The organism is Achromobacter sp. 2789STDY5608615, from assembly GCF_001298995.1.
Classification (GTDB): domain Bacteria; phylum Pseudomonadota; class Gammaproteobacteria; order Burkholderiales; family Burkholderiaceae_B; genus Achromobacter; species Achromobacter insuavis.
This window is the reverse complement of the sequence record NZ_CYTY01000025.1, coordinates 72,953-93,276: the sequence shown is the minus strand read 5'-3', so window position 1 is coordinate 93,276 and position 20,324 is coordinate 72,953. Positions and strand designations below refer to the sequence as shown.

Below are 20,324 nucleotides of genomic sequence, written 5' to 3'. Positions count from 1 at the left end.
TCATGCTTGCGCGCCTGCCCCGCCCCGTCCGCTACCTGCTGCAGATCCTGTTCGTGGTGGCCGCCACCGGGGTGGCCAACTTCTTCCTGCTCAAGCTGGTGCCGGGCGACCTGGTGGACGTGATCGCCGCCGAGAACAGCGGCATCACCCCCGCCCACGTGGCCGAGCTGCGGCAGGCCTACGGCCTGGACCAGGGCGTGCTGGCGCAGCTGGGGTACTACCTCAAGAGCCTGGCGTCGCTGGACCTGGGCTACTCGTTCCGCTACGGCGAACCGGTGGCCCACCTGATCCTGGGCCGCCTGCCCGCCACGCTGGCGCTGATCGGCACCGGCCTGGCGCTGTCGGTGGCGCTGGGCGTGCTGCTCGGCGTGCTGGCGGCGCGACGGCCGCACGGCCTGCTGGACACGCTGCTGTCGGGCCTGGCCACGGCGGGCTATTCGGCGCCGATGTTCTGGACCGCGCTGATGCTGATCGTCGGCTTCGGCGTGCACCTGGACTGGCTGCCGGTGGGCGGCATCCGCGACGTCGGCGCCGCCTACACCGGCTGGGCGCTGTGGCTGGACTATGCGCGCCACCTGGCGCTGCCGGTGGCCACGGTGGCGATCTACTACGTCGCCATCTACGCGCGGCTGTCGCGCGCCTCCATGATCGAGACGCTGCAGGAAGACTACATCCGCACCGCCCGCGCCCGCGGCAACGGCGAGGCCCGCGTGATCTGGCGCCACGCGCTGCGCAACGCCATCCTGCCGGTGGTCACCATGCTCGGCCTGCAGAGCAGCGCGCTGCTGGGCGGCAGCATCGTGGTCGAAACCGTGTTCGCCTGGCCCGGCCTGGGACAGCTGTCGTTCGAGGCCATCGCCAGCCGCGACGTCAACCTGCTGCTGGGCATCCTGCTGATGAGCGCGGCGCTGGTGGCCGTCATGAACATCGCCGTGGACGCCTGCTACGGCCTGCTGGATCCCCGCGTGAGGAAGACATGAAACCCGCCTTGCTGTTCCTGGCGCGCCTGCTGCGCGCGCCGTCCGCCGCCGTCGGCGCGGCGGTCCTGCTGGCGCTGGTGGCCGCGGCCGCCACGGCCGGCTGGCTGTATCCGGGCGACCCGCTGGAAATGGTCGGCGCGCCCTTCACCTGGCCCGGGACCGACGCGGCGTTTCCGGCCGGCACCGACCTGATGGGCCGCGACATCCTGGCCGGCCTGTTCCACGGCGCCCGCGTCTCGCTGCTGGTGGGCGGCGCCTCGGCCGCCATCGCGCTGGCGCTGGGGCTGCTGGTGGGCGCCATCGCCGGCTACGCCGGGCCGCGCGTGGACGCGGCGCTGATGCGCCTGACCGAACTGTTCCAGACGGTGCCCTCGTTCCTGCTGGCGATCGTGCTGGTGGCGATCCTGGGGCCGTCGCTGTCGACCATCATCTTCGCGCTGGGCGTGACCTCCTGGACCGGCATCGCGCGCCTGACGCGCGGCGAGTTCATCACCCTGCGCGAGCGCGAATTCGTGCGCGCCGCGCAGGCGCTGGGCGCCGGCCACGCCCGCATCATCTTCCGCGAGATCCTGCCCAACGCGCTGCCGCCCATCATCGTCACCACCGCGGTGCTGGTGGCCAACGCCATCCTGTCCGAGGCCGGCCTGTCGTTCCTGGGCCTGGGCGACCCCAACGTGGTCAGCTGGGGCAGCATGGTCGGCGCCGGCCGCGAAGCGCTGCGCACCGCCTGGTACATGACCGCCCTGCCGGGCCTGACCATCATGGCGGCCGTGCTGGCCCTGAACCTGCTGAGCGACGCCATCAACGACGCGCTCAATCCCAAGCTGCGGCGGCGCGCCGCCGTAGCGCCCGCCGCCCCGCTACCGACCGCCTCCCCATGAGCACACTGATCGACATCCAAGGGCTGAACGTGGCCTTCCCCGGCCACCAGGCCGTCAGCGGGCTGGACCTGCGCATCGCCGCCGGCGAGACCCTGGCGCTGGTGGGCGAATCCGGTTGCGGCAAGTCCTCCACCGCGCTGGCGCTGCTCGGCCTGCTGCCGCGCCACGCCCGCGCCAGCGGCCGCATCCTGTTCGAGGGCCGCGACCTGCTGGCGCTGCCCGAACGCCAGCGCTGCGCCCTGCGCGGCGACCGCATCGCCATGATCTTCCAGGAGCCGATGACCAGCCTGAACCCGGTGCTGACGCTGGGCCAGCAGATCGGCGAGGCCCTGCGGCTGCATCGCGGCGCCTCGGCCCGGGCCGCGCGGCAACGCGCGATCGAACTGCTGGACCTGGTGCGCGTGCCCGAACCGCAGCGCCGCGTCGACGACTATCCGCACCTGCTGTCGGGCGGTCAGCGCCAGCGCGCCATGATCGCCGCCGCCATCGCCTGCGAGCCCGCGCTGCTGGTGGCCGACGAGCCCACCACCGCGCTCGACGTGACGGTGCAGGCGCAGATCCTGCGGCTGCTGGACGACCTGCGCTCGGCGCTGGGCATGGGCCTGCTGCTGATCACCCATGACCTGGCGGTGGTCGGCGACTGGGCCGACCGCGTCGCGGTCATGGTGAACGGCGAGAAGGTCGAGGAAGGCGCCGCCGCCACGCTACTGTCGCGGCCGCGCCATCCCTACACCCAGGGCCTGCTGGGCGCCTCGCTGCGCCTGGACGACGCCACCCACTACCGCCAGCGGCGCCTGCCGGAGATCCGCACCCGGCTGGACCCGGCCTCGGGACGGCCGGTCTTCGGCCTAGTGACGCCGCCGCGCCTGACCGCCGCCAACGATGCGGCGGCGGGCGACCCCCACCCCCTGCCCCTGATGCAGGTGCGCGACCTGCGGGTCGACTACGCCACCCGCCAGGGCGCCAAGCGCGCCGTGGACGGCGTGTCGTTCGAGATCGCGCCCGGCGAGACGCTGGGCCTGGTGGGCGAATCCGGCTGCGGCAAGTCGACCCTGTCGCGCACCCTGGTGCGGCTGCTGGCGCCCGCCGCCGGGCAGATCCTGCTGCGCGGGCAGGACACCGCGCGCCTGGACCGGCGCGGCCTGGCGGCCTACCGCCAAAGCGTGCAGATGATCTTCCAGGACCCCTACGCCTCGCTCAACCCGCGCCACACGGTCGGCGACATCCTGGAGTCGGCGCTGCGCATCCACCACGTCACCGACCGCCAGGAACGGCGCCGCCGCATCGCCCACATGCTGGACGCGGTCGGCCTGCCGCACGCCGCACTGGCGCGCTACCCCAGCGAATTCTCGGGCGGCCAGCGCCAGCGCATCGGCATCGCCCGCGCCCTGGTGCTGCGGCCGTCGCTGGTGATCTGCGACGAACCGGTATCGGCGCTGGACGTCTCGGTGCAGGCGCAGATCCTGAACCTGCTGGTCGACCTGAAGGCCGAGTTCAACCTGTCGTACCTGTTCATCTCGCACGACCTGTCGGTGGTGCACTATCTGGCCGACCGGGTGCTGGTGATGCACGCCGGCCGCATCGTCGAGGAAGGCCCCAACGCCACCCTGTGGCGCGAGGCCCGTCACCCCTACACGCGCAGCCTGATCGAGGCGCTGCCGCGCGGCCTGGACGGGGAAGGGGAAACCCTGCGTCGCCGCGCCTGACAGGGCGGGGCGCGGCGCTCATCCGAATGCGGTACTGGATTGCGGGCAGGGGCGGGCCTATACTGGATTGGCCCTTGCTGGACGTTCCTTTTCTCAAAGGAGACGCAACATGTACAGGCATCTGCTCATCGCCGTGGACGGCTCCCTGCTGTCCGAGTCGGCGTTCAAGAAGGCGCTCGTTTTCGCCAAGGAAATGAACGCCTCCATCACCCTGTTGCGCGCCATCCCGGAAGATCACCTGACGGTCTACCAGGCCGAGATGCTGGGCGCGCACCAGGCCCAGCACACCGACCAGGCCCGCAAGAACGCCAGCGCCTATCTCGACGGGCTGGAGACCGAGGCGCGCCACGCGCTGGTGCCGTGCGAGACCGCCGTCGCCGTCAACGACCATCCACACGAGGCCATCGTCGACACCGCGCAGCAGCGCGGCTGCGACCTGATCGTGATGGGATCGCATGGCCGCCACGGCATGACCGGCTTCCTGCTCGGCAGCGAGACCCAGCGCGTGCTGGCGCGCACCAAGCTGCCGGTGCTGGTGTTCCGCTAGGCGGGCGTCGCCGGTGGTGTCGCCCTATGGCATCGCCGCCGCGGCCGGCGCGTGCTGGAAGGTGAAGCTGTCGGCGTAGACGTGATCGAGGCTGGCCCCGCGCCCCGCCAGCAGCGCGGTCGCCTCGCTGATCATCGCCGGCGCGCCGCACAGGTAGATGGCGTGCTCGGACAGGTCGCCGTGGTCCGCCAGCACCGCCTGTTGCACATGGCCGCGCCGCCCCTGCCAATCGGCGCCGGCGCGCGACAGCACCGGCACGAAATTGAACTCGTAGAGGCGCCCGGCCCAGCCCGCGATCTGGTCGCGCAGGTACAGGTCGGCCTCGGTCCGCATGCCCCAGTAGAGCGTCACCGGCGGGCAATCGTCGCTGTCCAGCAGCGATTCCAGGATGGCCTTGATCGGCGCGATGCCGGTGCCGGTCGCCATCATGATCATCGGCCGCCAATCTTCCTCGTGGTAGCTGAACACCCCCAGCGGCGCCTCGATCTCGAGCGCCGCGCCCGGCCGCGCCTGGCCCAGCCACTGGTCGGTGTAGCGGCCGCCCGGAATGCGGCGCACGTGGAAATCCACCAGGTTGCCGGCGGGCGCCGAGGCCATCGAAAAACTGCGGGTGGCGCCGTCCGGCAGCACCACGTTCATGTACTGCCCGGGCGCGTAGTCCAGCGGCGCATCCGGCGGCAGCGCCAGCGTCAGGTGGATGACGTCGTCGCACAGCGACGCGATGCGGTGCACGGTGGCATCCAGCCGGCGCGGCTCGGCGAATTGGCGCCGGTTGGCGACGCTGATGCACAGGTCGCCGCGGGGCCGCGCCTGGCAGGCCAGGGCATAGCCCTGGGCCGCCTCTTCCGGCGTCAGCGCCATCGGGAACTCCTCGTAATCGACCGCCCCTTCGGCCAGCTTGATGCGGCAGGTGCCGCAGCCGCCGAAGGTGCATTCATGCGGCAGCCGGACCGCGGCGCGCTCGGCCGCCGCCAGCACGGATTCGCCGGGCTCGGCCTCGAAGGTCTGTCCGGTCTCGAGCAGATGAATGCGATGTGCCATGGAATTCCCCGCCTGCCGGCGCTTATTTCTTGATGTCCGCCTGCACCAGCACCTTCAGGCCGCGCGGCTCCAGCATTTCGGCCAGCGCCGTCAGCGCCGCCAGGCCCGCCTGGGTGTCCTGTTCGCCGTTGCCGCCGCTCAGGCCCACGCCGCCGATGACCTCGTCGTTGACCACGATGGGAAAGCCGCCCACGAACGCCGCGAACTTGCCCTCGAAGCTCCACTGGATGCCGAAGGCCTCGTTGCCGGGCAGCGCCGGCCCGTTTGGCGGCGTGGTGAACAGGTGCGTCGAACGCTTGTGGCCGGCGGCGGTGAAGGCCTTGTTCCAGGCGATCTGCGGGCCGGTGATGCGGGCGCCGTCCATGCGCTCCAGCGCGATCGGGTAGCCGCCGTCATCGACGATGCACACCGATTCCAGCACGCCGATCTGTTCCGATCGGGCGATGGCCGCGCGCACCATGGCGCGCGCTTCTTCCAGTTCCAGGCGATAGATCTGCTTCATGTCTGTTCTCCAAAGGGCCGTCAGCCGGCGCGGTAGACGGTCTTGATCTGGGTGTAGAACTCCAGCCCGACCCGGCCCGATTCGCGGAAGGTCGAGGTGCTGGAGCTTTTCAGGCCGCCGAACGGCGCGTTGATGAGATTGCCGGTGGTGGTGCGGTTGATCTTGACGGTGCCGGCCTGGATGTCGCGCGCGAAGCGATGGGCGTAGCGCGCGTCGCGGGTGGCGATGGCGGCGGCCAGGCCGTACTCGGTGTCGTTGGCGCAGGCGATGGCCTCGTCGTAGCCGTCCACCGCGATCAGCGCCAGCACCGGGCCGAAGATTTCCTCGCGCGCGATGCGCATCTGCTGCGTCACGTCGGTGAACAGGGCCGGGGTCACGTAATAGCCGCGCTCGAAGCCCGGACCGTCCAGGCGCTCGCCGCCGATCAGATGGGTGGCTTCCTGCTTGCCCAGCGCGATGTAGCTCAGCACCGTGTCGAGCTGCTTGCGGGTGGCCAGCGGCCCCAGGTCGAAATTGCCCTCCAGGCCGTTGCCGATGGTCAGCTTGGCCATGCGCGCCAGCAGCTTCTCGGTGAACGCCGGCAGCACCTTGCGATCGACCAGCAGCCGGCTGGTGCCGGTGCAGGCCTGGCCGCTGAGCGAGAACCCGCCCTTGACCGCCAGGTCCACCGCGCGATCCAGGTCGGCGTCGGCCAGCACGATCAGCGGGTTCTTGCCGCCCAGCTCCATCTGCGTGCGCGTGGTCAGGCCGGCGCCGCGGTGGATCTGCTCGCCGGCGGAGGTCGAGCCGGTGAAGGAAATGGCGCGCACCGCCGGCGCGGTGGTGATGGCCTGCCCCACCTTCGAGGCCGGCCCCGTCACGAAATTCAGCACGCCCGGCGGCAACCCCGCCTCGATCAGCGCCTGCGCCAGGCGGTAGCCGGACAGCGGCGCGTCCGACGACGGCTTGAACACCACGGTATTGCCGGTGATCAGCGCCGGCGCGATCTTGCGCGCCGGAATCGAGATCGGGAAGTTCCACGGCGAGATCACCGTCACCACGCCCAGCGGCTCGCGCTGGCTGTAGACCACCATGTCCGGATCGTCGTTGACGAAGGTCTCGCCGGTGAACGACTGCCCTTCCACCGCATAGAACCGCAGGGTCTGGGCCGAGCGCAGCACTTCGTCTCGCGCCAGCGCCAGGCCCTTGCCTTCCTCGCGGGTCAGTTCGCGCGCGACGCTGTCGGCGCGGTCCTCCAGCAGTTGGGCAGCGCGGAACAGGATGGCGGCGCGCTTGGAGATCGGCGTGTCGCGCCAGGCGGGAAAGGCGGCGGCCGCCGCCGCCACGGCGCGGGCGCCATCGGTGGCGTCCGATTGCTGGAACCGCCCCACCACGTCGGCGCTGTCGGCCGGGTTCAGGTTCGGCGCCGTCGCGCCCGAGGCGCAGGCGACCCATTCGCCGCCGATGTGATTCAGAAATGCCTGCTGCGAAAGCTCGTCCACGGAAGTCCTTCCTTTGCCGGGCTGGCCGGAATGCCCGGAAATTGGCCGTCTGAGGTAATTTCTGAACATTGTATACTTTAATCTAAATGGTTCGATCCGCGTAAACCCGAACCGGCGTCAATGCCAGATCAGCACGGCGCAGATCGTCGACACGAACAGCGCCAGCAGCACGGGCAGCAGCAGCGCCCGCACCAGCGACAGCACGTGGACCCGCGCAAACCCCGCCACGGCGATCAATGACGACCAGGCGATCAGGGTGCCGCCGCCGGTCCACACCGCGCCCATCTGGCCCACCGCCGCCAGCGTGGCCGGGTCCACGCCCACCACCGGGCCCAGCGCGCCCGACAGCGTGCCCGTCAGCGGCAGGCCGGCGAAACCCGAGCCGTCGATGCCGGTGATCATCCCCACCAGCAGCACGCCGAACGCCACCAGGAAGTGGTTCTCGGGAATCAGGTGCTGGCCCGCCGAGATCACTTCGAACAGCAGCCCCGGGGCCTGCGCCTGCGGCATGCCCAGGATCTGCGCGGCGGTCTCGTTGGCGCCGACGAAGAAGAAGCCGGCGATCGGCAGCACCGAGCCCATCGCCTTGAAGGCGAACACGAAGCCGTCGGTGACGTGCTCGGGGCAGACGTCCAGCATCTTGCGCGGCCCTTCGGCGGCCAGCGTCACCAGCATCATCACCACGAACGCCACGCCGCCCACCAGGGCCGCCGCGTCGCCGCCGCGCAGCGCCGGCAGCGACGGGAACAGCCGCGGCAGCACCATCACCGCGATCACGCCCAGGAAGGCCAGCGGCGTCACCACCGCGAACACGCGCGACCAGCGCACCCGGCGCCGTTCCTCGTCGTCCAGCCCCGGCCCGCGCGGCAGCGCCGGGTTGGCGCCCATGGTGCCGCGCGCCAGCTCGGCCTTGTCGAACGAGCCGGACTGCTCGATCTCGGCCAGGCTGCCGTCCTGGGCGCGCGCCTGCCAGGCCGACAACAGGCCCGGGTCGGCCGGCACGATGTGCTTGCGCACCAGCAGGTAGGCGACGGTCAGCGCCACCGCGCCGGTGATCAGCGACAGCACCAGCGCGCGGTCCGCCACCACCGCGGCGCTGACCGCCGCGCCGGCGGCCTTGGCGCTGATGCCCGGCGCCACGCCGATCACGTAGTCGGACGACAGCGCCATGCCCTGCCCGGCGATGGCGATGGCCATGGCGCCCGCCAGCGGCGGCAGCCCGGCCGCGATGGCCGCCGGCAGCAGGATCGCGGACACCAGCGGCACCGCCGGCGTCGGCCAGAAGAACAGCGAGATCACATAGGTACAGAGGGCGATGATGACGAACGACGAATGGCCGCCGCGCATCACTCGCCGGAACGGCTGCACCATGCGCACGTCCGCCTGCAGCGTCTTGAGCGCGTTGAGCAGGGCGGTCATGAAGGTGATGACCAGGAAAATGTTGAAAAGCTCTTTGGCGGCCACGAAGCTGGCCGAGAAGATGCCGATCAGCGCGCTGATCGGGTTGCCGGTGATGGCCAGCACCACCAGAAAAGTGCCGATGACCGACGGCACCACCACGTTGGCCCGCAGGACCATCGTCAGGATGATGGCGGCGACGCTGGCCAGGTACATCCAGTGAGCGGCGTTGAGGACGACGTCCGATTGCATGCGCTATTCCCCTTGTGACGTGGCTGTTGAGATCGCCACTTCGGTATACTATATTTCGTTATGCGCCATACCAACCGAAATATGCGCCGCCTAGGGAAACCGATAATTCTGAAATTTCCATGAATATCCCAGGAAAATCAGTGCATTAAGTTGGGGCGCAAGCCCAATCTTGGTGCACGACCGGTTTTCAGTCAGACTACCGTATACATAAAAGAGACTTCTGACATGCCCGTCGCCCTTCCCGATCTCTGGCATTACGCGGCCATGGCCGCGGTCGTCTTCGGCGCCGCGCTGGCGCAGGGCGTGGGCGGCATCGGCTTCGCCATGTTCGCCGCGCCGGTGGCGGCGCTGTGCTTCCCGCAGCTCGCCCCCGGCCCGCTGCTGACGCTGGGCGGCTTCATCTCGCTGCTGACCGCGCTGCGCGAACGCGGCGCGATCGACTGGCCGGCGGTCGGCTATGCCCTGACCGGGCGCGCCGCCGGCACCTTGATCGCCATCTACGCCATGGCGCGCTTCGCGCCGCAGGCGCTGGGCCTGCTGTTCGCCGCCATGATCCTGGCGGCGGTCGTCCTCAGCGCCGCCGGCCTGCGCTTTGCCGCCACCCCGGGCCGGGTCTCGGGCGCTGGCGTGGCCTCGGGCATCATGGGCACCATGACCTCGGTCGGCGCCCCGCCGATCGCCCTGGTGCTGCAGCACGCCGAGCCGCCGCGGCTGCGCGCCACGCTGGGCATGGTGCTGTTCCTGGGGTCGATCTTCTCGCTGGCGATGCTGGCGCTGGCCGACCGCTACACCGGTTACCACGCCGCGCTGGCGCTCAGCCTGGCGCCGTTCCTGCTGGCCGGCTTCGCCGTTTCCGGCCGGCTGCGCTCGCGGCTGCCGCCGCGCGCGGTGCGCGCCGTGCTGCTGGTCGCCTGCGCCCTCGGCGCGCTGGGCGTGATCGCCAAGGCCCTGTGGGCCGGCTGACGCCGCCCGCCGACGCCGTGGGCGCCCCGCCCGGTAATACAATGAAGACTGTATCCATTCCGCCAGACCTGCTCGCCATGACCACTTCGCCCGTCAGCTCGCAAGCCGTAGACACGCAGCAATCTGCTCCGCTGAAGATCGGCGAGCAGCATCCGCAGTTGTTCGCGGTCATCCGCGACAAGCTGCGCGAGCGCATCCTCAGCGGCGAATTCACGCCCGGCGACCGCCTGGTCGAGGGCCGTCTGTCGGAAGAAATGGGCGTGTCGCGCATCCCGGTGCGCGAAGCGCTGCGGGCGCTGGCCGCCGAAGGGCTGGTCACCATCGAACCGCGCCGCGGCGCGTCGGTGTCGGTGCTGTCGGACGCGGTGGCCTACGACATGGTGGAAGTGCGCGCCACGCTGGAAGGCCTGAACGCCAAGCTGGCCGCGCAGCGCCGCGACGACAAGACCGTCGAACGCCTGCAGGCGTTCCTGCGCGAAGGCACCGAGGCCGCGCGCAGCGAGCAGCTGGACAAGTTCCTGGCGCTGAATTCGCAGTTCCACGAAATGCTGGCCACCATCGGCGGCAACGTGGTGCTGACCGACCTGATGCGTTCGCTGCGCGACCGCACCGCGCTCTTGTTCGCCCCCAGCAACATGCACCGCGCCAAGCAGAACTGGGACGAACACTCGCAGATCCTGAACGCCGTCATCGCCGGCAACGGCGACCTGGCCGCGCTGCTGGCCAGCCAGCACGTGCACAACGCCGCCAAGGCCTACACCGAGACGCGCCAGGCGCACTCGTCGGCCGCCTGAGCGCGGCCGCGGCCATCAGGCGCGGCCGTCGCGGCGCCGTGACGATGACCGCGCGGCGCTCATGACGCGGCCGGCTGCGCCTCAGCGTCCGTCACCACGCCCTTGCCGTCGCGCACCACCCAGGACACGGCCACGTCGCCCAGCACGAAGGTCTGGCAGGCCATGCGATAGCCGGCCTCGAAGTCTTCGGGCCGCAGGTGCTTGCGTTCCTTGGGCTTGATGGCGTCGGTGTTTTCCAGCCCCTGCTCGATGCGGCACTTGCAGGTGCCGCACAGGCCGCCGCCGCACTTGAACGGAATGCCGCCCTTTTCCTTCAGCGACACCCGCAGCAGATTGCTGTTCTCCGGGGCCTGGGCCACCTTGCCGCCATTCGATAGAAACGTGATCTTGACCATGCTGCTCATTGCTCCGCGGCGACGCGGTCGGGATGCCGCGTCAGGGTGGTATCGATGCTGCCGAAGCGGGTCAGGTGGATAAGCTCCTGGCGCGCGGCCTCCAGCGAACCGAAGGCCTCCAGGAACTTGGACGGCACCCGGTTCACCACATAGGGCGGCGTTTCCTCGGTGACCACCAGTCGGCTCGGTCCGCGCAGCCGCGCGATGCTGAAGACGGCGCGCAGGCGGCCATCGCAGGCGTAGTCGTAGGTCTCGACGATCTCGGCCAGCGCGTCCGCCTCGGTGCGGTATACGCCAGGCTTGGACGTCAGGATCACGAACACGGCGTCATTCGCGTCGCGGGTCATGCGCGGTTCCTTTGCAGATTGCGTTCGGGAAGGGCCTGGCGGCTAGCGCTGCTCGGCGGCGGCAACGACCTCGCGCGGCGCCGCCGCCTCGACGTCCTGCGCCAGTTCGATATCGTGGTCGAGCCACAGCTGGCAGGCCAGTCGGTAACCCGCGTCGATGCGCTCGCCCAGCTGCTTCTTTTCCCTCCAGTTCACCGGCGGCAGGTGTTCCGCCCCCGACAGCACGCGGCAGGCGCATTTGGCGCACTTGCCCATGCCGCATTCGTAACGCAGGTGCGGAAAGGGAAACTGCCGGATGCCGGCGCGCACCACCAGGTTGGCGTTGTCCGGCACCACCCCGGTATGGGTCTGGCCGTCTTTGTGGAATACGACGGTAGGCATGGATCAGGTATCCGTTGGCGCCCGCCGCGGTCCGCGCGGACGGCGCGGGCGGCGGCGGCGGGCAGGGAACTCAGGCGGCCAGGCCCAGCTCGGGCAGCGCGATTTCCTGCTGCACGTAGTCGGTATAGAGCGCGGTGGTGTACAGCAGCCGCATCTGCGCGCCGATCTCGCAGATCTTCAGGCAGCGCTGCTGCAGCTCCACCGTGTTGGCGTGCTCCAGCACGATCTGGTAGCCGCGCTCGCCATGGATCTCGTCGGACACGATGTGCAGGTCGAAGAACTCGACTTCCTCATCGGTGAAGCCATATTTCTCGCGCAGGGTCGGCGTCTGCTTGCGGTAGATCGACGGCACCTGCGATTCCAGGCCCACCACCAGGCCGGCCACGGCCACGATCGGGTCTTCGCGCATCGCCACGGCGTAGCACCAGCTTTGCAGCGCCCGCGTCGTGGGCGACATGTTGTCCGGATTGGTGACCCGTTCGCGGGTGGTGCCGCAGGCCTCGGCGAAGCGGATCAGCAGATCGGTATGGCGGTCGCCGCCGATTTCCTCTTCATACATGTTGGCCAGCAGGAAATCCTTGGCCTCGGTGTAGGTGTCGGGCGTGCGGGCGTACAGGTAGCCCAGGTAGTCGGCGAACGGGCCGACGTAGTGGTAGTGGTTCTCGGCCCAGCGCGACAGGTGTTCGCGGCTGAGCTTGCCTTCGGCCCAGGCGATCGAAAACGGCGAGGCGTTGGCGCTCTTGCCCTTGATTGCGTTTTCCAACGCGGTACGGAATTCATCTCGGTTCATCAGTTCAGCCATGACGCGCTCCAGGTCTGGTGAGGGAGGGGCGGCCGAAGTCTTCGACCGATGATGAACATTGTATACCGTCTACCGTTTTGATCGACTAGGGTATTCCCGCTGCGGATCGCTCATAAAAGGGACGGTCCCTCTGATATCAAGGACTTGGCGTGGGCAACCGGGGTTGGCGGCATGGGCGGCCGACTGGTACAATGAATACACTTTCAATGCAATACGGAAATACCATGACCACCCGCCATCCCCTGGGAGACGCCCCCATCGGCCAGCAGCTGCTGGCTCACTACGCCGGCCGCGATGCCGTGCGCCATGCCACGCCCTTGTTCCCCTCGTCGTGGTCGGAATGCCTGGCGCCGTTCCGCAACGCCCGGCTGCGGCCGCAAGCCGCGCCGTCGGTCCAGGCCGACAAGCGCACGCCAGCCATCCAGGCGGGCTGACGCCGGTCGCCCTCCATCAGGACGGGCGCGATCCATCCGGGGCGCCTTGCGCGCGCCCGGCCAGCCCCGATGGCCTAGGTCCCGGCGGCCTGGGAGCCGACCGGTTGACGGCCCGAGCGCCACCGACGCCGCGCCCCGGCCAGCAGCAGCACCAGGAAGAACCCCAGCGTGTAGGCCAGCACGTCCCACCAGTCCGGCACGCTGCCCAGCAGGATGCGCAGCACCGGCTGTTCCAGGCGCCAACCGAACAGCCGCGCCAGGTACTGGCCGAACTCGACCGCGTAGCCGGTCAGCAGCGCCGCGACCGCCAGCGGCAGCACGCCCGCGCGGATGAAGCTGCGATACACCAGATAGGCCCAGCCCACCGCCAGCACATCGCCCACGAACCCGCGCAACAGCGGGTAGGGCTTGCCCAGGGTGGCGATCAGCACCTCCACCACGGTCACGGCGAGCAGGGCGGCGAACGCCGATCGGTTGAAGGTCAGTCGCATCGGGAGGTCAGGCGCGCTGGGCGCGGAAAACGCGGTTATTGGAACGGCCGACGCAACTGTTAACGCATTTGTCAGGCCGGCGGGCGTAGCCTGATTCGACCACGCCGCAGGCGAGGGTACTAGAAAAACACAAGGAGACATGCATGAGCGCATTCGATACGGATGGGCGCAGGCGCTTCCTGCGCCAGGCCTGTACCCTGGGCGCGACCGGCACGCTGGCCGGCCACGCCCTCACCAGCCTGGCGGCCCCCGCCACCGTCACCCTGCCGTTCGCCAATGGCGAGCGCGACCTGATCGCCTACCCCCAGAAACGCCCCCTGATCCGCCAGACCTCGCGGCCGCCGCAGCTGGAAACGCCGTTCGCGGTGTTCAACGACAGCGTGATCACGCCCAACGACGCCTTTTTCGTGCGCTACCACCTGGGCAACATCCCCACCGCTATCGATGCCACCGCCTACCGGCTGCGCATCGGCGGCTCGGTCGGCACGCCGCTGGAACTGTCGCTGGCGGACCTGAAGCAGCAATTCGGCCAGCCGGTCGAGCTGGTGGCCGTGACGCAGTGCTCCGGCAACAGCCGCGGCTTCTTCGAGCCGCGCGTGGGCGGCGGCCAGCTCGGCAACGGCGCCATGGGCAACGCCCGCTGGCTCGGCATCCCGCTCAAGCGCGTGCTGGAGAAGGCCGGCATCCAGGCCGGCGCGCGCCAGGTCACGTTCCAGGGCCTGGACCGGCCGGTGCTGCAGGGCACGCCCGCCTTCGTCAAGGCGCTGGACGCGGCCCATGCGCTGGACGGCGAGGTGATGCTGGCCTACGCCATGAACGGCGCCGACCTGCCGATGCTCAACGGCTATCCCGTGCGGCTGGTGGTGCCCGGCTATTACGGCACCTACTGGGTCAAGCACCTGGCGGACATCCAGGTGCTGGACAAGGAGTTCGACGGCTTCTGGATGCAGAAGGCCTACCGCATCCCCGACAACGACTGCGCCTGTACGCCCGCGGGCAAGGCGCCGGACAAGACCCGTCCCATCGGCCGCTACAACGTGCGCAGCTTCATCACCAGCCTGGCCGATGGCGCCCGCGTCGCCAAGGGCGCGCGCGTGCAGGTGCGCGGCATCGCCTTCGACGGCGGCCGCGGCATCCGCGAGGTGCAGTTCTCGGCCGACGACGGCAAGACCTGGCGCGCCGCCACGCTGGGCCAGGACCTGGGACGCTATTCCTTCCGCGAATGGCATGCCGAGTTCACGCCCACCCAGGCCGGCCGCTACGCGCTCAAGGCGCGCGCCACCAACCAGGCCGGCGAGACCCAGCCGCTGGAGCCGCTGTGGAATCCGGCCGGCTACATGCGCAACGTGGTCGAAACCGTGCGCATCGACGCCGCCTGAGCCAGGAGCCCGCCATGATCCCCTTTGCCCGCCTGGTCCTGGCGCTGGCCGCCGCCAGCGCCGCCGCGCCCGCGTTCGCCCTGGACATCCAGCTGCCCCAGGAAACCGCCACGCTGCATCCCGGCACCGGCCCCGGCGCCCAGGGCGCCACCCTGTGCCTGATGTGCCATTCGGTCGATTACCTGTCTTCGCAGCCGCCCATGCCGCTGGGCTTCTGGGATGCCGAGGTCAAGAAGATGGTCGGCACCTATGGCGCGCCGATTCCGGCCGAACAGGTGCCCCTGATCGTCGAGTACCTGAACCAGGCCTACCCCGGCCCGGCCCCGGCCAAGCCCTGAGCGCGTCCCGCGCGCCGCGCGTCTCCGGGGCGCGCGGCGCCTTGCCTTAACCCGGCCTCTCAATAGGCGTACCATTGGACAGCCCCCACCCGCCGTCGCCGGGTGATCACAGAGGCCTCCATGCTCCAGCCCGTCTCGGCCAACAACGATCTTCCCCCCACATCGCCGGGCGCGCCCGCCGCCGCCCCCAAGCCGGTCCTGCGGGTCAGCACGCTATCCCCCTTTGCCTTCCCGGCGTTCCGCATCATCTGGATCGCCAACCTGTTCGCCAACCTGGGCACCTGGGCGCAGTCGGTGGCCGCGGCCTGGGTCATCACCACCGAGCAGAGCAGCCCGCTGATGGTCGCCATGATCCAGGTGGCCGCCGCCTTCCCGCTGGTGGCCCTGTCGATCCTGACCGGCGTGCTGGCCGACAACTACGATCGCCGCAAGGTCATGCTGGTCGGCATGCTGCTGGAGCTGGCCGGCGGCATCTTCATCACCGTGCTGGCCTTCATCGGCCTGCTGCACCCCATCACCCTGATCGTCTCGGTCTTCTGCATCGCCATCGGCAGCGCCATCGTCACCCCCGCGTGGCAGGCGGCGGTGGGCGAACAGGTGCCGCGCGAGCACATCGGCAGCGCCGTGCTGCTCAACAGCGTCAACTACAACGTGGCGCGCGCGGTCGGGCCGGCCATCGGCGGCCTGCTGCTGGGCGCGGCCGGCGCGCCCGTCGTGTTCCTGCTGAACTGCGTCTGCTACGGCGGCCTGATCTGGGCCATCTGGCGCTGGCGCCGCGACGTGGCGCCGCGCCGGCTGCCGCCGGAACGCCTGCTGGAAGGCGTGGTCGCCGCGCTGCGCTACACCCAGCACTCCACCGTGACGCGGGTGGTGATGCTGCGTGCGTTCGCCTTCGGCCTGTCGGCCAGCGCGCTGTGGGCGCTGCTGCCGCTGCTGGCCTACGACCACGAGGACGGCAACGCGCTGCTGTACGGCTACATGCTGGGCGCGCTCGGCGTCGGCGCCATCCTCGGCAGCGCCGTGGTGCGCCGGTTGCAGGCGGCCTGGGGCGCCAGCGGACTGGTGAGCGTGGCGGCCGGGCTGCTGGCCGCCTGCCTGCTGATCCTGGGGCTGACCAGCACGCTGTGGCTGGCGTTTCCGGCGCTGCTGGTGTCCGGCGCCTGCTGGATCGGCGTGCTGGCCACCTACAACACCACCGTGCAGATGCTGGTGCCCGACTGGGTCAAGGCGCGCTCGCTGGCGCTCTACCAGACGGCGATCTTCGGCGGCCTGGCGGCGGGCTCGTTCATGTGGGGCCACTTCGCCGGCACCATGGGCGTGTCCGGCGCGCTGTCGGCGGCGGGCGTGATGCTGGCCATCACCGTCGCGCTGCTGTACCGCTCGCGGCTGCCGGAGCAGGTCAACACGCAATCGCTGGCGCGCGCCGACACCACCGAGCCGGCGCTCTCGGCCGCCGGCTTCAACACCCAGCACGGCGCGGTGCTGGTGGCGGTGGAATACCTGATCCCCAAGGAAAAGCTGTCGGCTCTGATCGACGCGGCGCGGCCCTTGCGCCTGCTGCGGCTGCGCAATGGCGCGCAGCAATGGCAGCTGTTCCGCGACCTGGAGCGCGAGGGCGTCTGGCGCGAGGTCTTCCTGGTGGAAAGCTGGATGCAGTACCTGCGCATGATCGACCGCATGACGCTGGCCGACAAGATGGTGCTGGACGGCCTGCTGGCGCTGCATGACGGCGACAAGCCGCCGGTGGTGTCGCGCAACGTCAGCTACCTGGCGATGAACGAGGCGCAGGGCTTCTCGCTGCGGCGCGAGCCCGAATCGCTGTAGGGGCGATCCCGGCGCCGGCCCTCAGAACGTGATCGTGACCAGGATCGTGTCGCTGTAGTTGCCCGGCCGCGGCGTAGTCTGCGCCGGCACGCGGCCATAGACCGTGAACTGCTGGTTGGCTCCCGTGCCCGTGCTGTTGAGCGCGGTGCCGCCGGTCACGCCATCGCCCCAGACCGTCGCGTAGTTCGAATCATGGTAGAGCTGATAGCTGACGGTATCCGCGGCGGTCGCGTGCTTCATCTTGCGCGCCAGCACGTTGCCGGCCACCGAGCCGCCGTTGAGCGCGACGGCGAAGGCATTGTTGTTGGTGCACAGCACCGTGATCTGGGCCGTCGCCGTCACGGCCTGCTTGAGCAGCCCCTGCGGCGCGAACGCCATGTTGGTCGTATTGATGGAGCAGTTTTTCTGCACCGTCGCCTGCACCGTCAGCGGCACGTACAACGTCTGGCTGGGCGCGGCGATCGGACAATTCACCAGCAGGCTCGCCAACAGCCCCCAGGAGATGTCGACGCGTATCGTGTTGGTGTAGCTCTCGCTGTACAGCGTGTTGGCGTTGCCGACGGTCGACACGGTGGTCTGGCTGCCCGGCAATTTGGCGTAATAGGCGAACGACGTCGACGCCGACCCTGTCGACAACACCGGCCCGGCCAGCAGCACCGAGGTCGGCGCCGAGGTGGTCGCATTGCCCCAGACCTGGCTGTGGCCGCTGTCGGTGTACAGGTTGTAGTTCATGCGATAGGCGCCCGAGCCCAGCGCCCGCGCCGCCGTCGACGGGCTGGTGGTGCCCACCCCGGCGGAAAAGCACAGACGCGCGCCAAACGCGAGCGCGGTGAAATTGCACGTCACCGCCACGGTGTTGCTGTCGGCGTAGGTATCGGTGGACAGCAGCGGATTGACCGGGCCGAAGTTGGTCGTATTGGTGGTCGCGGCGCCCAGCGAACACGAGGTCGCCTGGGCATCGGCCGACCATCCCGCCCCCAACGCCACCCCCAGCGCGAACAGGATGGACTTCATTGGCCGGGCTCCTTCAACGGCTGGCAAGTGAACGGCCCCAGCGTGGGCAGCGGCCGCGCGGGATCGTGCCGGTACGGGAACTCCACCACGCACGACACGCCGCCGCCCTTGACCCGCAGATGGTTCTCCGCCTGCAGGTCCTCGACAAAGGCGATGCCGTCGTAGCCCACCACCGACTGCTTGCCGCTTTCGATGTGCGCGACCTGCGCGCCCACCGGCACCGCCGCGCCGTCGGGCCGCCGCAGGATGACCGAGGCCGCCGCGTAGCGCTGCAGTTCGAACTTGACCAGCACGCCGGAACCCGACTGCGGCACCGCCACCGCCTTGGTCGTCTCCAGCTTCATGTCCACCGGCAGTTCATCGGGGTCGATGGACAGCCGGTTGACCTGGTAGGAATTCAGGTCCGGCACCAGCAGGTGGCCGGCGCTGTTGGTGCGGCCGAGCTTGCGGTTCTCGTGCAGCACCGAGACATCCGGCGTGCCGTCGGTGCTGACCAGCGCGAAGCCATCGTTGATGCGGCGCGAGGGCGTCAGCGCGCCGTCCATCAGCACCACGGCGCCGGTGGCCTGCAACGCCGCCTGGCTCTTGCCGCCGTAGTCCTGGCCCAGCGCGGTCAGCTGGCCATAGCGTCCCAGGAACTGCACCTTGCCCTGGTTGTACTGCCGGCCGCCGCTGCGGCCGTTCTCCACGCCCCAGCCCCAGCCGCCGTCATAGTCCACATTGTGCTGCGCGCCGACGCTGTAGATGCTCTGGTCGCCCTGCCGGCCCACCGAGGCGCTGGCCTGGGTGTTGTCGCCCAGCAGGATGGAAAAGCCAAGATAGACACCGTGCGAATTGGTTTGCGAGAAATCGTTGTACGCGCTCAGGTTCATCGAAACGCGGCTGTGCAGGTTGGCGGTGTACGAGGCCGATCCGATCCGGGCGGCGGGCGTCTGCGGCATGCGGAATCCGATATAGCTGAACGCGACGCTCTGCGAGGTCGTCAGCGGCAGCGAGAAGGTCACGCGGTCGGTCTGGCGCGGCATCGGCGCGTCCTCGCGCGAGCCCAGGTCGCCATAGTCGCCCAGCGCGCGCACGGTCTGCAGTTCGACGCTGAACGCGGGCTCGACATACTGGTAGCCCACGCTCACCTGGCCGCCGTTGTAGTGCCCGGCGCTGCCCGACAATGCGCCGTTGACCACGCCCGCCTGGCCCAGCCGGACCAGGGCGCCGGCGCCGACGTTGTAGACGCCGGCGCTCATTTCGGAATGGCCCTCCAGCGTCAGCGCGTCGTCCAGGCCGTAACGGCCCGAGGCGGTGACGGCGGGACGCTTGTCGTAGTCGAAGGAGCGCACGCTGAACTGGCGCCGCGCCACGCCCATCTCGATGGAATAGCTGGAAAGCCCGGCCGCCAGCATGCGCGTGTCGATGTAGAGCGGCACCGAAGTGCTGACGCTGCGCCCCAGCGCGTCGCGCGTGACCAGCGTGGCCTGGCCCGAGCCGGTGATGCCCGGGATCTGGTTGACCACGAACGGCCCGGCCGGCACATTGCCCGAATACTGCTGCACGCCGTTGACGTACAGCGACACCGACGACGGCACCACCGACGACGCGCTCAGCGACGATACCGGAAACGTCACCAGGTCCGGACGCAACGCGAAATTTCTCCCCCACTGGATGCCGGCCACCCGCACCGAGCGCGACCAGTTCAGGGACGAGGTGATGGTGTCGCCGATCCGCAGCGTGCGCAGCGTGTCCTGGTTGGAATGGGTCCAGTAGGTGTCGTAGCGCACATAGCGGTCGGCGCGTCCGCCCAGATAGGTGGTGCCGGTATTGCTGAGCGTGCCATGGCTGTCGAAATAGCGCTGTTCGCTGTACAGCGACACGGTGCTGTAGGCATCGGTCTGCGCATAGGCCTCGTAGTTCACCAGCAGGCCGCGCCCCGCGGTCGCGCGCGGCGTCTGCGGCAGGCCGCGGGTATCCACCTGGAACGGTTGGCGCAGCCCGTCGGGCACCACCAGGTTCACCGATTGCATGGCGGCGTTGTAGGTGTAGCGCAGCCCGGCGACGTCATCGAGCCGGATCTCGCTGTCGCGCGCCGCGCCCATCTTGCTCACGTCCACGCCGACCGACCCCAGCGCGCCCGGGCTGGCCGACAGGCGGCCCTGCGCGTCCCGGAAACGCAACAGCTGCGTCGTGTTCACGCCGTTGATACTCACCTCCAAATAGACATCGCGTTCGGCGATATCGCCGAACGACACCAGTTGGATGGGCAAATCCGCCGCCACCGCCGACGCTCCGAACAGCACGAGCGCGAAGCGGCATGCGCAGCGCCCGCATGCACGGATAGCGCGTACTGCCATGGGCTGCCTTCTCTTACCCCGAGGCCGCCGAC

At 69.6% G+C, this 20,324-nt stretch carries 21 protein-coding genes; 10 read left to right on the top strand and 11 right to left on the bottom strand.

What is annotated here, in order from left to right; translation table 11 throughout:
• Positions 1-2 precede the first annotated feature (2 nt).
• From AOZ49_RS20895 to AOZ49_RS20880, 4 genes are all read left to right on the top strand, one after another.
• Positions 3-980, top strand: coding sequence for an ABC transporter permease (locus AOZ49_RS20895; protein WP_054433978.1), 978 nt, complete (start codon positions 3-5; stop codon positions 978-980).
• On the top strand, positions 977-1,861 hold the full coding sequence (locus AOZ49_RS20890) for an ABC transporter permease (protein WP_054433979.1): 885 nt from the start codon (positions 977-979) through the stop codon (positions 1,859-1,861). The genes AOZ49_RS20895 and AOZ49_RS20890 overlap by 4 nt, the downstream gene beginning before the upstream one ends.
• On the top strand, positions 1,858-3,567 hold the full coding sequence (locus AOZ49_RS20885; RefSeq protein ID WP_054477497.1) for an ABC transporter ATP-binding protein: 1,710 nt from the start codon (positions 1,858-1,860) through the stop codon (positions 3,565-3,567). The genes AOZ49_RS20890 and AOZ49_RS20885 overlap by 4 nt, the downstream gene beginning before the upstream one ends.
• Positions 3,568-3,676: 109 nt before the next feature.
• Positions 3,677-4,114 (top strand): universal stress protein, encoded by a 438-nt coding sequence (locus tag AOZ49_RS20880; protein WP_054433981.1) that lies wholly within the window; start codon positions 3,677-3,679, stop codon positions 4,112-4,114.
• A 24-nt stretch (positions 4,115-4,138) separates the two neighbouring features.
• Here the strand turns inward: AOZ49_RS20880 and AOZ49_RS20875 are convergent, their stop codons facing one another.
• The 4 genes from AOZ49_RS20875 to AOZ49_RS20860 form a co-directional block, all read right to left on the bottom strand.
• On the bottom strand, positions 4,139-5,155 hold the full coding sequence (locus tag AOZ49_RS20875) for a 2Fe-2S iron-sulfur cluster-binding protein (RefSeq protein ID WP_054477495.1): 1,017 nt from the start codon (positions 5,153-5,155) through the stop codon (positions 4,139-4,141).
• Between the two features lie 22 nt (positions 5,156-5,177).
• Positions 5,178-5,657 carry a GlcG/HbpS family heme-binding protein gene (locus AOZ49_RS20870; protein ID WP_054433983.1) on the bottom strand — a complete coding sequence of 160 codons (480 nt, stop codon included), beginning with the start codon at positions 5,655-5,657 and terminating at the stop codon, positions 5,178-5,180.
• Positions 5,658-5,677: 20 nt separating this feature from the next.
• Entirely contained in the window at positions 5,678-7,138 is a 1,461-nt protein-coding gene (locus AOZ49_RS20865) for an aldehyde dehydrogenase family protein (protein WP_054433984.1), read from the bottom strand.
• 117 nt (positions 7,139-7,255) lie between these two features.
• Complete coding sequence (locus AOZ49_RS20860) at positions 7,256-8,788, bottom strand: hypothetical protein (protein WP_054433985.1); 1,533 nt, start codon at positions 8,786-8,788, stop codon at positions 7,256-7,258.
• 225 nt (positions 8,789-9,013) lie between these two features.
• On the opposite strand from AOZ49_RS20860, the gene AOZ49_RS20855 reads away from it, so the two are divergent.
• Together AOZ49_RS20855 and AOZ49_RS20850 are read left to right on the top strand one after the other, a co-directional pair.
• Positions 9,014-9,751, top strand: a complete 738-nt coding sequence (locus AOZ49_RS20855; protein WP_054433986.1) for a sulfite exporter TauE/SafE family protein — start codon at positions 9,014-9,016, stop codon at positions 9,749-9,751.
• A 77-nt stretch (positions 9,752-9,828) separates the two neighbouring features.
• On the top strand, positions 9,829-10,545 hold the full coding sequence (locus tag AOZ49_RS20850) for a GntR family transcriptional regulator (protein WP_054433987.1): 717 nt from the start codon (positions 9,829-9,831) through the stop codon (positions 10,543-10,545).
• Between the two features lie 59 nt (positions 10,546-10,604).
• On the opposite strand, the gene AOZ49_RS20845 is transcribed toward AOZ49_RS20850, so the two are convergent.
• The 4 genes from AOZ49_RS20845 to AOZ49_RS20830 form a co-directional block, all read right to left on the bottom strand.
• Positions 10,605-10,949 carry a 2Fe-2S iron-sulfur cluster-binding protein gene (locus AOZ49_RS20845; RefSeq protein ID WP_054433988.1) on the bottom strand — a complete coding sequence of 115 codons (345 nt, stop codon included), beginning with the start codon at positions 10,947-10,949 and terminating at the stop codon, positions 10,605-10,607.
• Positions 10,946-11,287, bottom strand: coding sequence for a ferredoxin (locus AOZ49_RS20840; protein WP_082380514.1), 342 nt, complete (start codon positions 11,285-11,287; stop codon positions 10,946-10,948). The genes AOZ49_RS20845 and AOZ49_RS20840 overlap by 4 nt, the downstream gene beginning before the upstream one ends.
• 42 nt (positions 11,288-11,329) lie before the next feature.
• Positions 11,330-11,668, bottom strand: a complete 339-nt coding sequence (locus AOZ49_RS20835; protein ID WP_054477493.1) for a 2Fe-2S iron-sulfur cluster-binding protein — start codon at positions 11,666-11,668, stop codon at positions 11,330-11,332.
• Positions 11,669-11,738: 70 nt separating this feature from the next.
• The gene (locus AOZ49_RS20830; protein WP_006387284.1) at positions 11,739-12,470 is read right to left on the bottom strand and encodes a TenA family transcriptional regulator; all 732 of its coding nucleotides are present in this window, start codon (positions 12,468-12,470) and stop codon (positions 11,739-11,741) included.
• Positions 12,471-12,694: 224 nt separating this feature from the next.
• Here AOZ49_RS20830 and AOZ49_RS20825 point away from each other — a divergent pair, with 224 nt between their 5' ends.
• Positions 12,695-12,904 carry a hypothetical protein gene (locus tag AOZ49_RS20825; protein ID WP_054433990.1) on the top strand — a complete coding sequence of 70 codons (210 nt, stop codon included), beginning with the start codon at positions 12,695-12,697 and terminating at the stop codon, positions 12,902-12,904.
• 74 nt (positions 12,905-12,978) lie between these two features.
• Here AOZ49_RS20825 and AOZ49_RS20820 read toward each other — a convergent pair whose 3' ends face one another.
• Positions 12,979-13,395: a ribosomal maturation YjgA family protein gene (locus tag AOZ49_RS20820; protein WP_054433991.1), complete on the bottom strand. Its 417-nt coding sequence runs from the start codon at positions 13,393-13,395 to the stop codon at positions 12,979-12,981.
• Between the two features lie 143 nt (positions 13,396-13,538).
• Between AOZ49_RS20820 and AOZ49_RS20815 the strand changes: the two genes are divergently transcribed.
• The 3 genes from AOZ49_RS20815 to AOZ49_RS20805 all read left to right on the top strand — a co-directional run bounded on the left by AOZ49_RS20815 (position 13,539) and on the right by AOZ49_RS20805 (position 16,936).
• The gene (locus tag AOZ49_RS20815) at positions 13,539-14,774 is read left to right on the top strand and encodes a SorA family sulfite dehydrogenase catalytic subunit (protein WP_054433992.1); all 1,236 of its coding nucleotides are present in this window, start codon (positions 13,539-13,541) and stop codon (positions 14,772-14,774) included.
• A 14-nt stretch (positions 14,775-14,788) separates the two neighbouring features.
• The gene (locus AOZ49_RS20810; protein ID WP_054433993.1) at positions 14,789-15,112 is read left to right on the top strand and encodes a SorB family sulfite dehydrogenase c-type cytochrome subunit; all 324 of its coding nucleotides are present in this window, start codon (positions 14,789-14,791) and stop codon (positions 15,110-15,112) included.
• Positions 15,113-15,232: 120 nt separating this feature from the next.
• Positions 15,233-16,936: an MFS transporter gene (locus AOZ49_RS20805; protein WP_054434028.1), complete on the top strand. Its 1,704-nt coding sequence runs from the start codon at positions 15,233-15,235 to the stop codon at positions 16,934-16,936.
• Between the two features lie 21 nt (positions 16,937-16,957).
• On the opposite strand, the gene AOZ49_RS20800 is transcribed toward AOZ49_RS20805, so the two are convergent.
• Both AOZ49_RS20800 and AOZ49_RS20795 read right to left on the bottom strand, forming a co-directional pair.
• On the bottom strand, positions 16,958-17,950 hold the full coding sequence (locus tag AOZ49_RS20800; RefSeq protein ID WP_054433994.1) for a Csu type fimbrial protein: 993 nt from the start codon (positions 17,948-17,950) through the stop codon (positions 16,958-16,960).
• Complete coding sequence (locus AOZ49_RS20795) at positions 17,947-20,292, bottom strand: fimbria/pilus outer membrane usher protein (protein ID WP_082380513.1); 2,346 nt, start codon at positions 20,290-20,292, stop codon at positions 17,947-17,949. Before AOZ49_RS20795 ends, AOZ49_RS20800 begins: the two co-directional genes overlap by 4 nt.
• Between the last annotated feature and the right edge of the window lie 32 nt (positions 20,293-20,324).

Bases quoted from the DNA above. Each gene is read 5' to 3' on its own strand.
- AOZ49_RS20815 (WP_054433992.1), top strand. From the start codon at position 13,539: ATGAGCGCATTCGATACGGATGGGCGCAGGCGCTTCCTGCGCCAGGCC.
- AOZ49_RS20850 (WP_054433987.1), top strand. From the start codon at position 9,829: ATGACCACTTCGCCCGTCAGCTCGCAAGCCGTAGACACGCAGCAATCT.
- AOZ49_RS20895 (WP_054433978.1), top strand. From the start codon at position 3: ATGCTTGCGCGCCTGCCCCGCCCCGTCCGCTACCTGCTGCAGATCCTG.
- AOZ49_RS20825 (WP_054433990.1), top strand. From the start codon at position 12,695: ATGACCACCCGCCATCCCCTGGGAGACGCCCCCATCGGCCAGCAGCTG.
- AOZ49_RS20880 (WP_054433981.1), top strand. From the start codon at position 3,677: ATGTACAGGCATCTGCTCATCGCCGTGGACGGCTCCCTGCTGTCCGAG.
- AOZ49_RS20805 (WP_054434028.1), top strand. From the start codon at position 15,233: ATGCTCCAGCCCGTCTCGGCCAACAACGATCTTCCCCCCACATCGCCG.
- AOZ49_RS20835 (WP_054477493.1), bottom strand. From the start codon at position 11,668: ATGCCTACCGTCGTATTCCACAAAGACGGCCAGACCCATACCGGGGTG.
- AOZ49_RS20830 (WP_006387284.1), bottom strand. From the start codon at position 12,470: ATGGCTGAACTGATGAACCGAGATGAATTCCGTACCGCGTTGGAAAAC.
- AOZ49_RS20810 (WP_054433993.1), top strand. From the start codon at position 14,789: ATGATCCCCTTTGCCCGCCTGGTCCTGGCGCTGGCCGCCGCCAGCGCC.
- AOZ49_RS20875 (WP_054477495.1), bottom strand. From the start codon at position 5,155: ATGGCACATCGCATTCATCTGCTCGAGACCGGACAGACCTTCGAGGCC.
- AOZ49_RS20890 (WP_054433979.1), top strand. From the start codon at position 977: ATGAAACCCGCCTTGCTGTTCCTGGCGCGCCTGCTGCGCGCGCCGTCC.
- AOZ49_RS20845 (WP_054433988.1), bottom strand. From the start codon at position 10,949: ATGAGCAGCATGGTCAAGATCACGTTTCTATCGAATGGCGGCAAGGTG.
- AOZ49_RS20820 (WP_054433991.1), bottom strand. From the start codon at position 13,395: ATGCGACTGACCTTCAACCGATCGGCGTTCGCCGCCCTGCTCGCCGTG.
- AOZ49_RS20795 (WP_082380513.1), bottom strand. From the start codon at position 20,292: ATGGCAGTACGCGCTATCCGTGCATGCGGGCGCTGCGCATGCCGCTTC.
- AOZ49_RS20860 (WP_054433985.1), bottom strand. From the start codon at position 8,788: ATGCAATCGGACGTCGTCCTCAACGCCGCTCACTGGATGTACCTGGCC.
- AOZ49_RS20800 (WP_054433994.1), bottom strand. From the start codon at position 17,950: ATGAAGTCCATCCTGTTCGCGCTGGGGGTGGCGTTGGGGGCGGGATGG.
- AOZ49_RS20870 (WP_054433983.1), bottom strand. From the start codon at position 5,657: ATGAAGCAGATCTATCGCCTGGAACTGGAAGAAGCGCGCGCCATGGTG.
- AOZ49_RS20885 (WP_054477497.1), top strand. From the start codon at position 1,858: ATGAGCACACTGATCGACATCCAAGGGCTGAACGTGGCCTTCCCCGGC.
- AOZ49_RS20855 (WP_054433986.1), top strand. From the start codon at position 9,014: ATGCCCGTCGCCCTTCCCGATCTCTGGCATTACGCGGCCATGGCCGCG.
- AOZ49_RS20840 (WP_082380514.1), bottom strand. From the start codon at position 11,287: ATGACCCGCGACGCGAATGACGCCGTGTTCGTGATCCTGACGTCCAAG.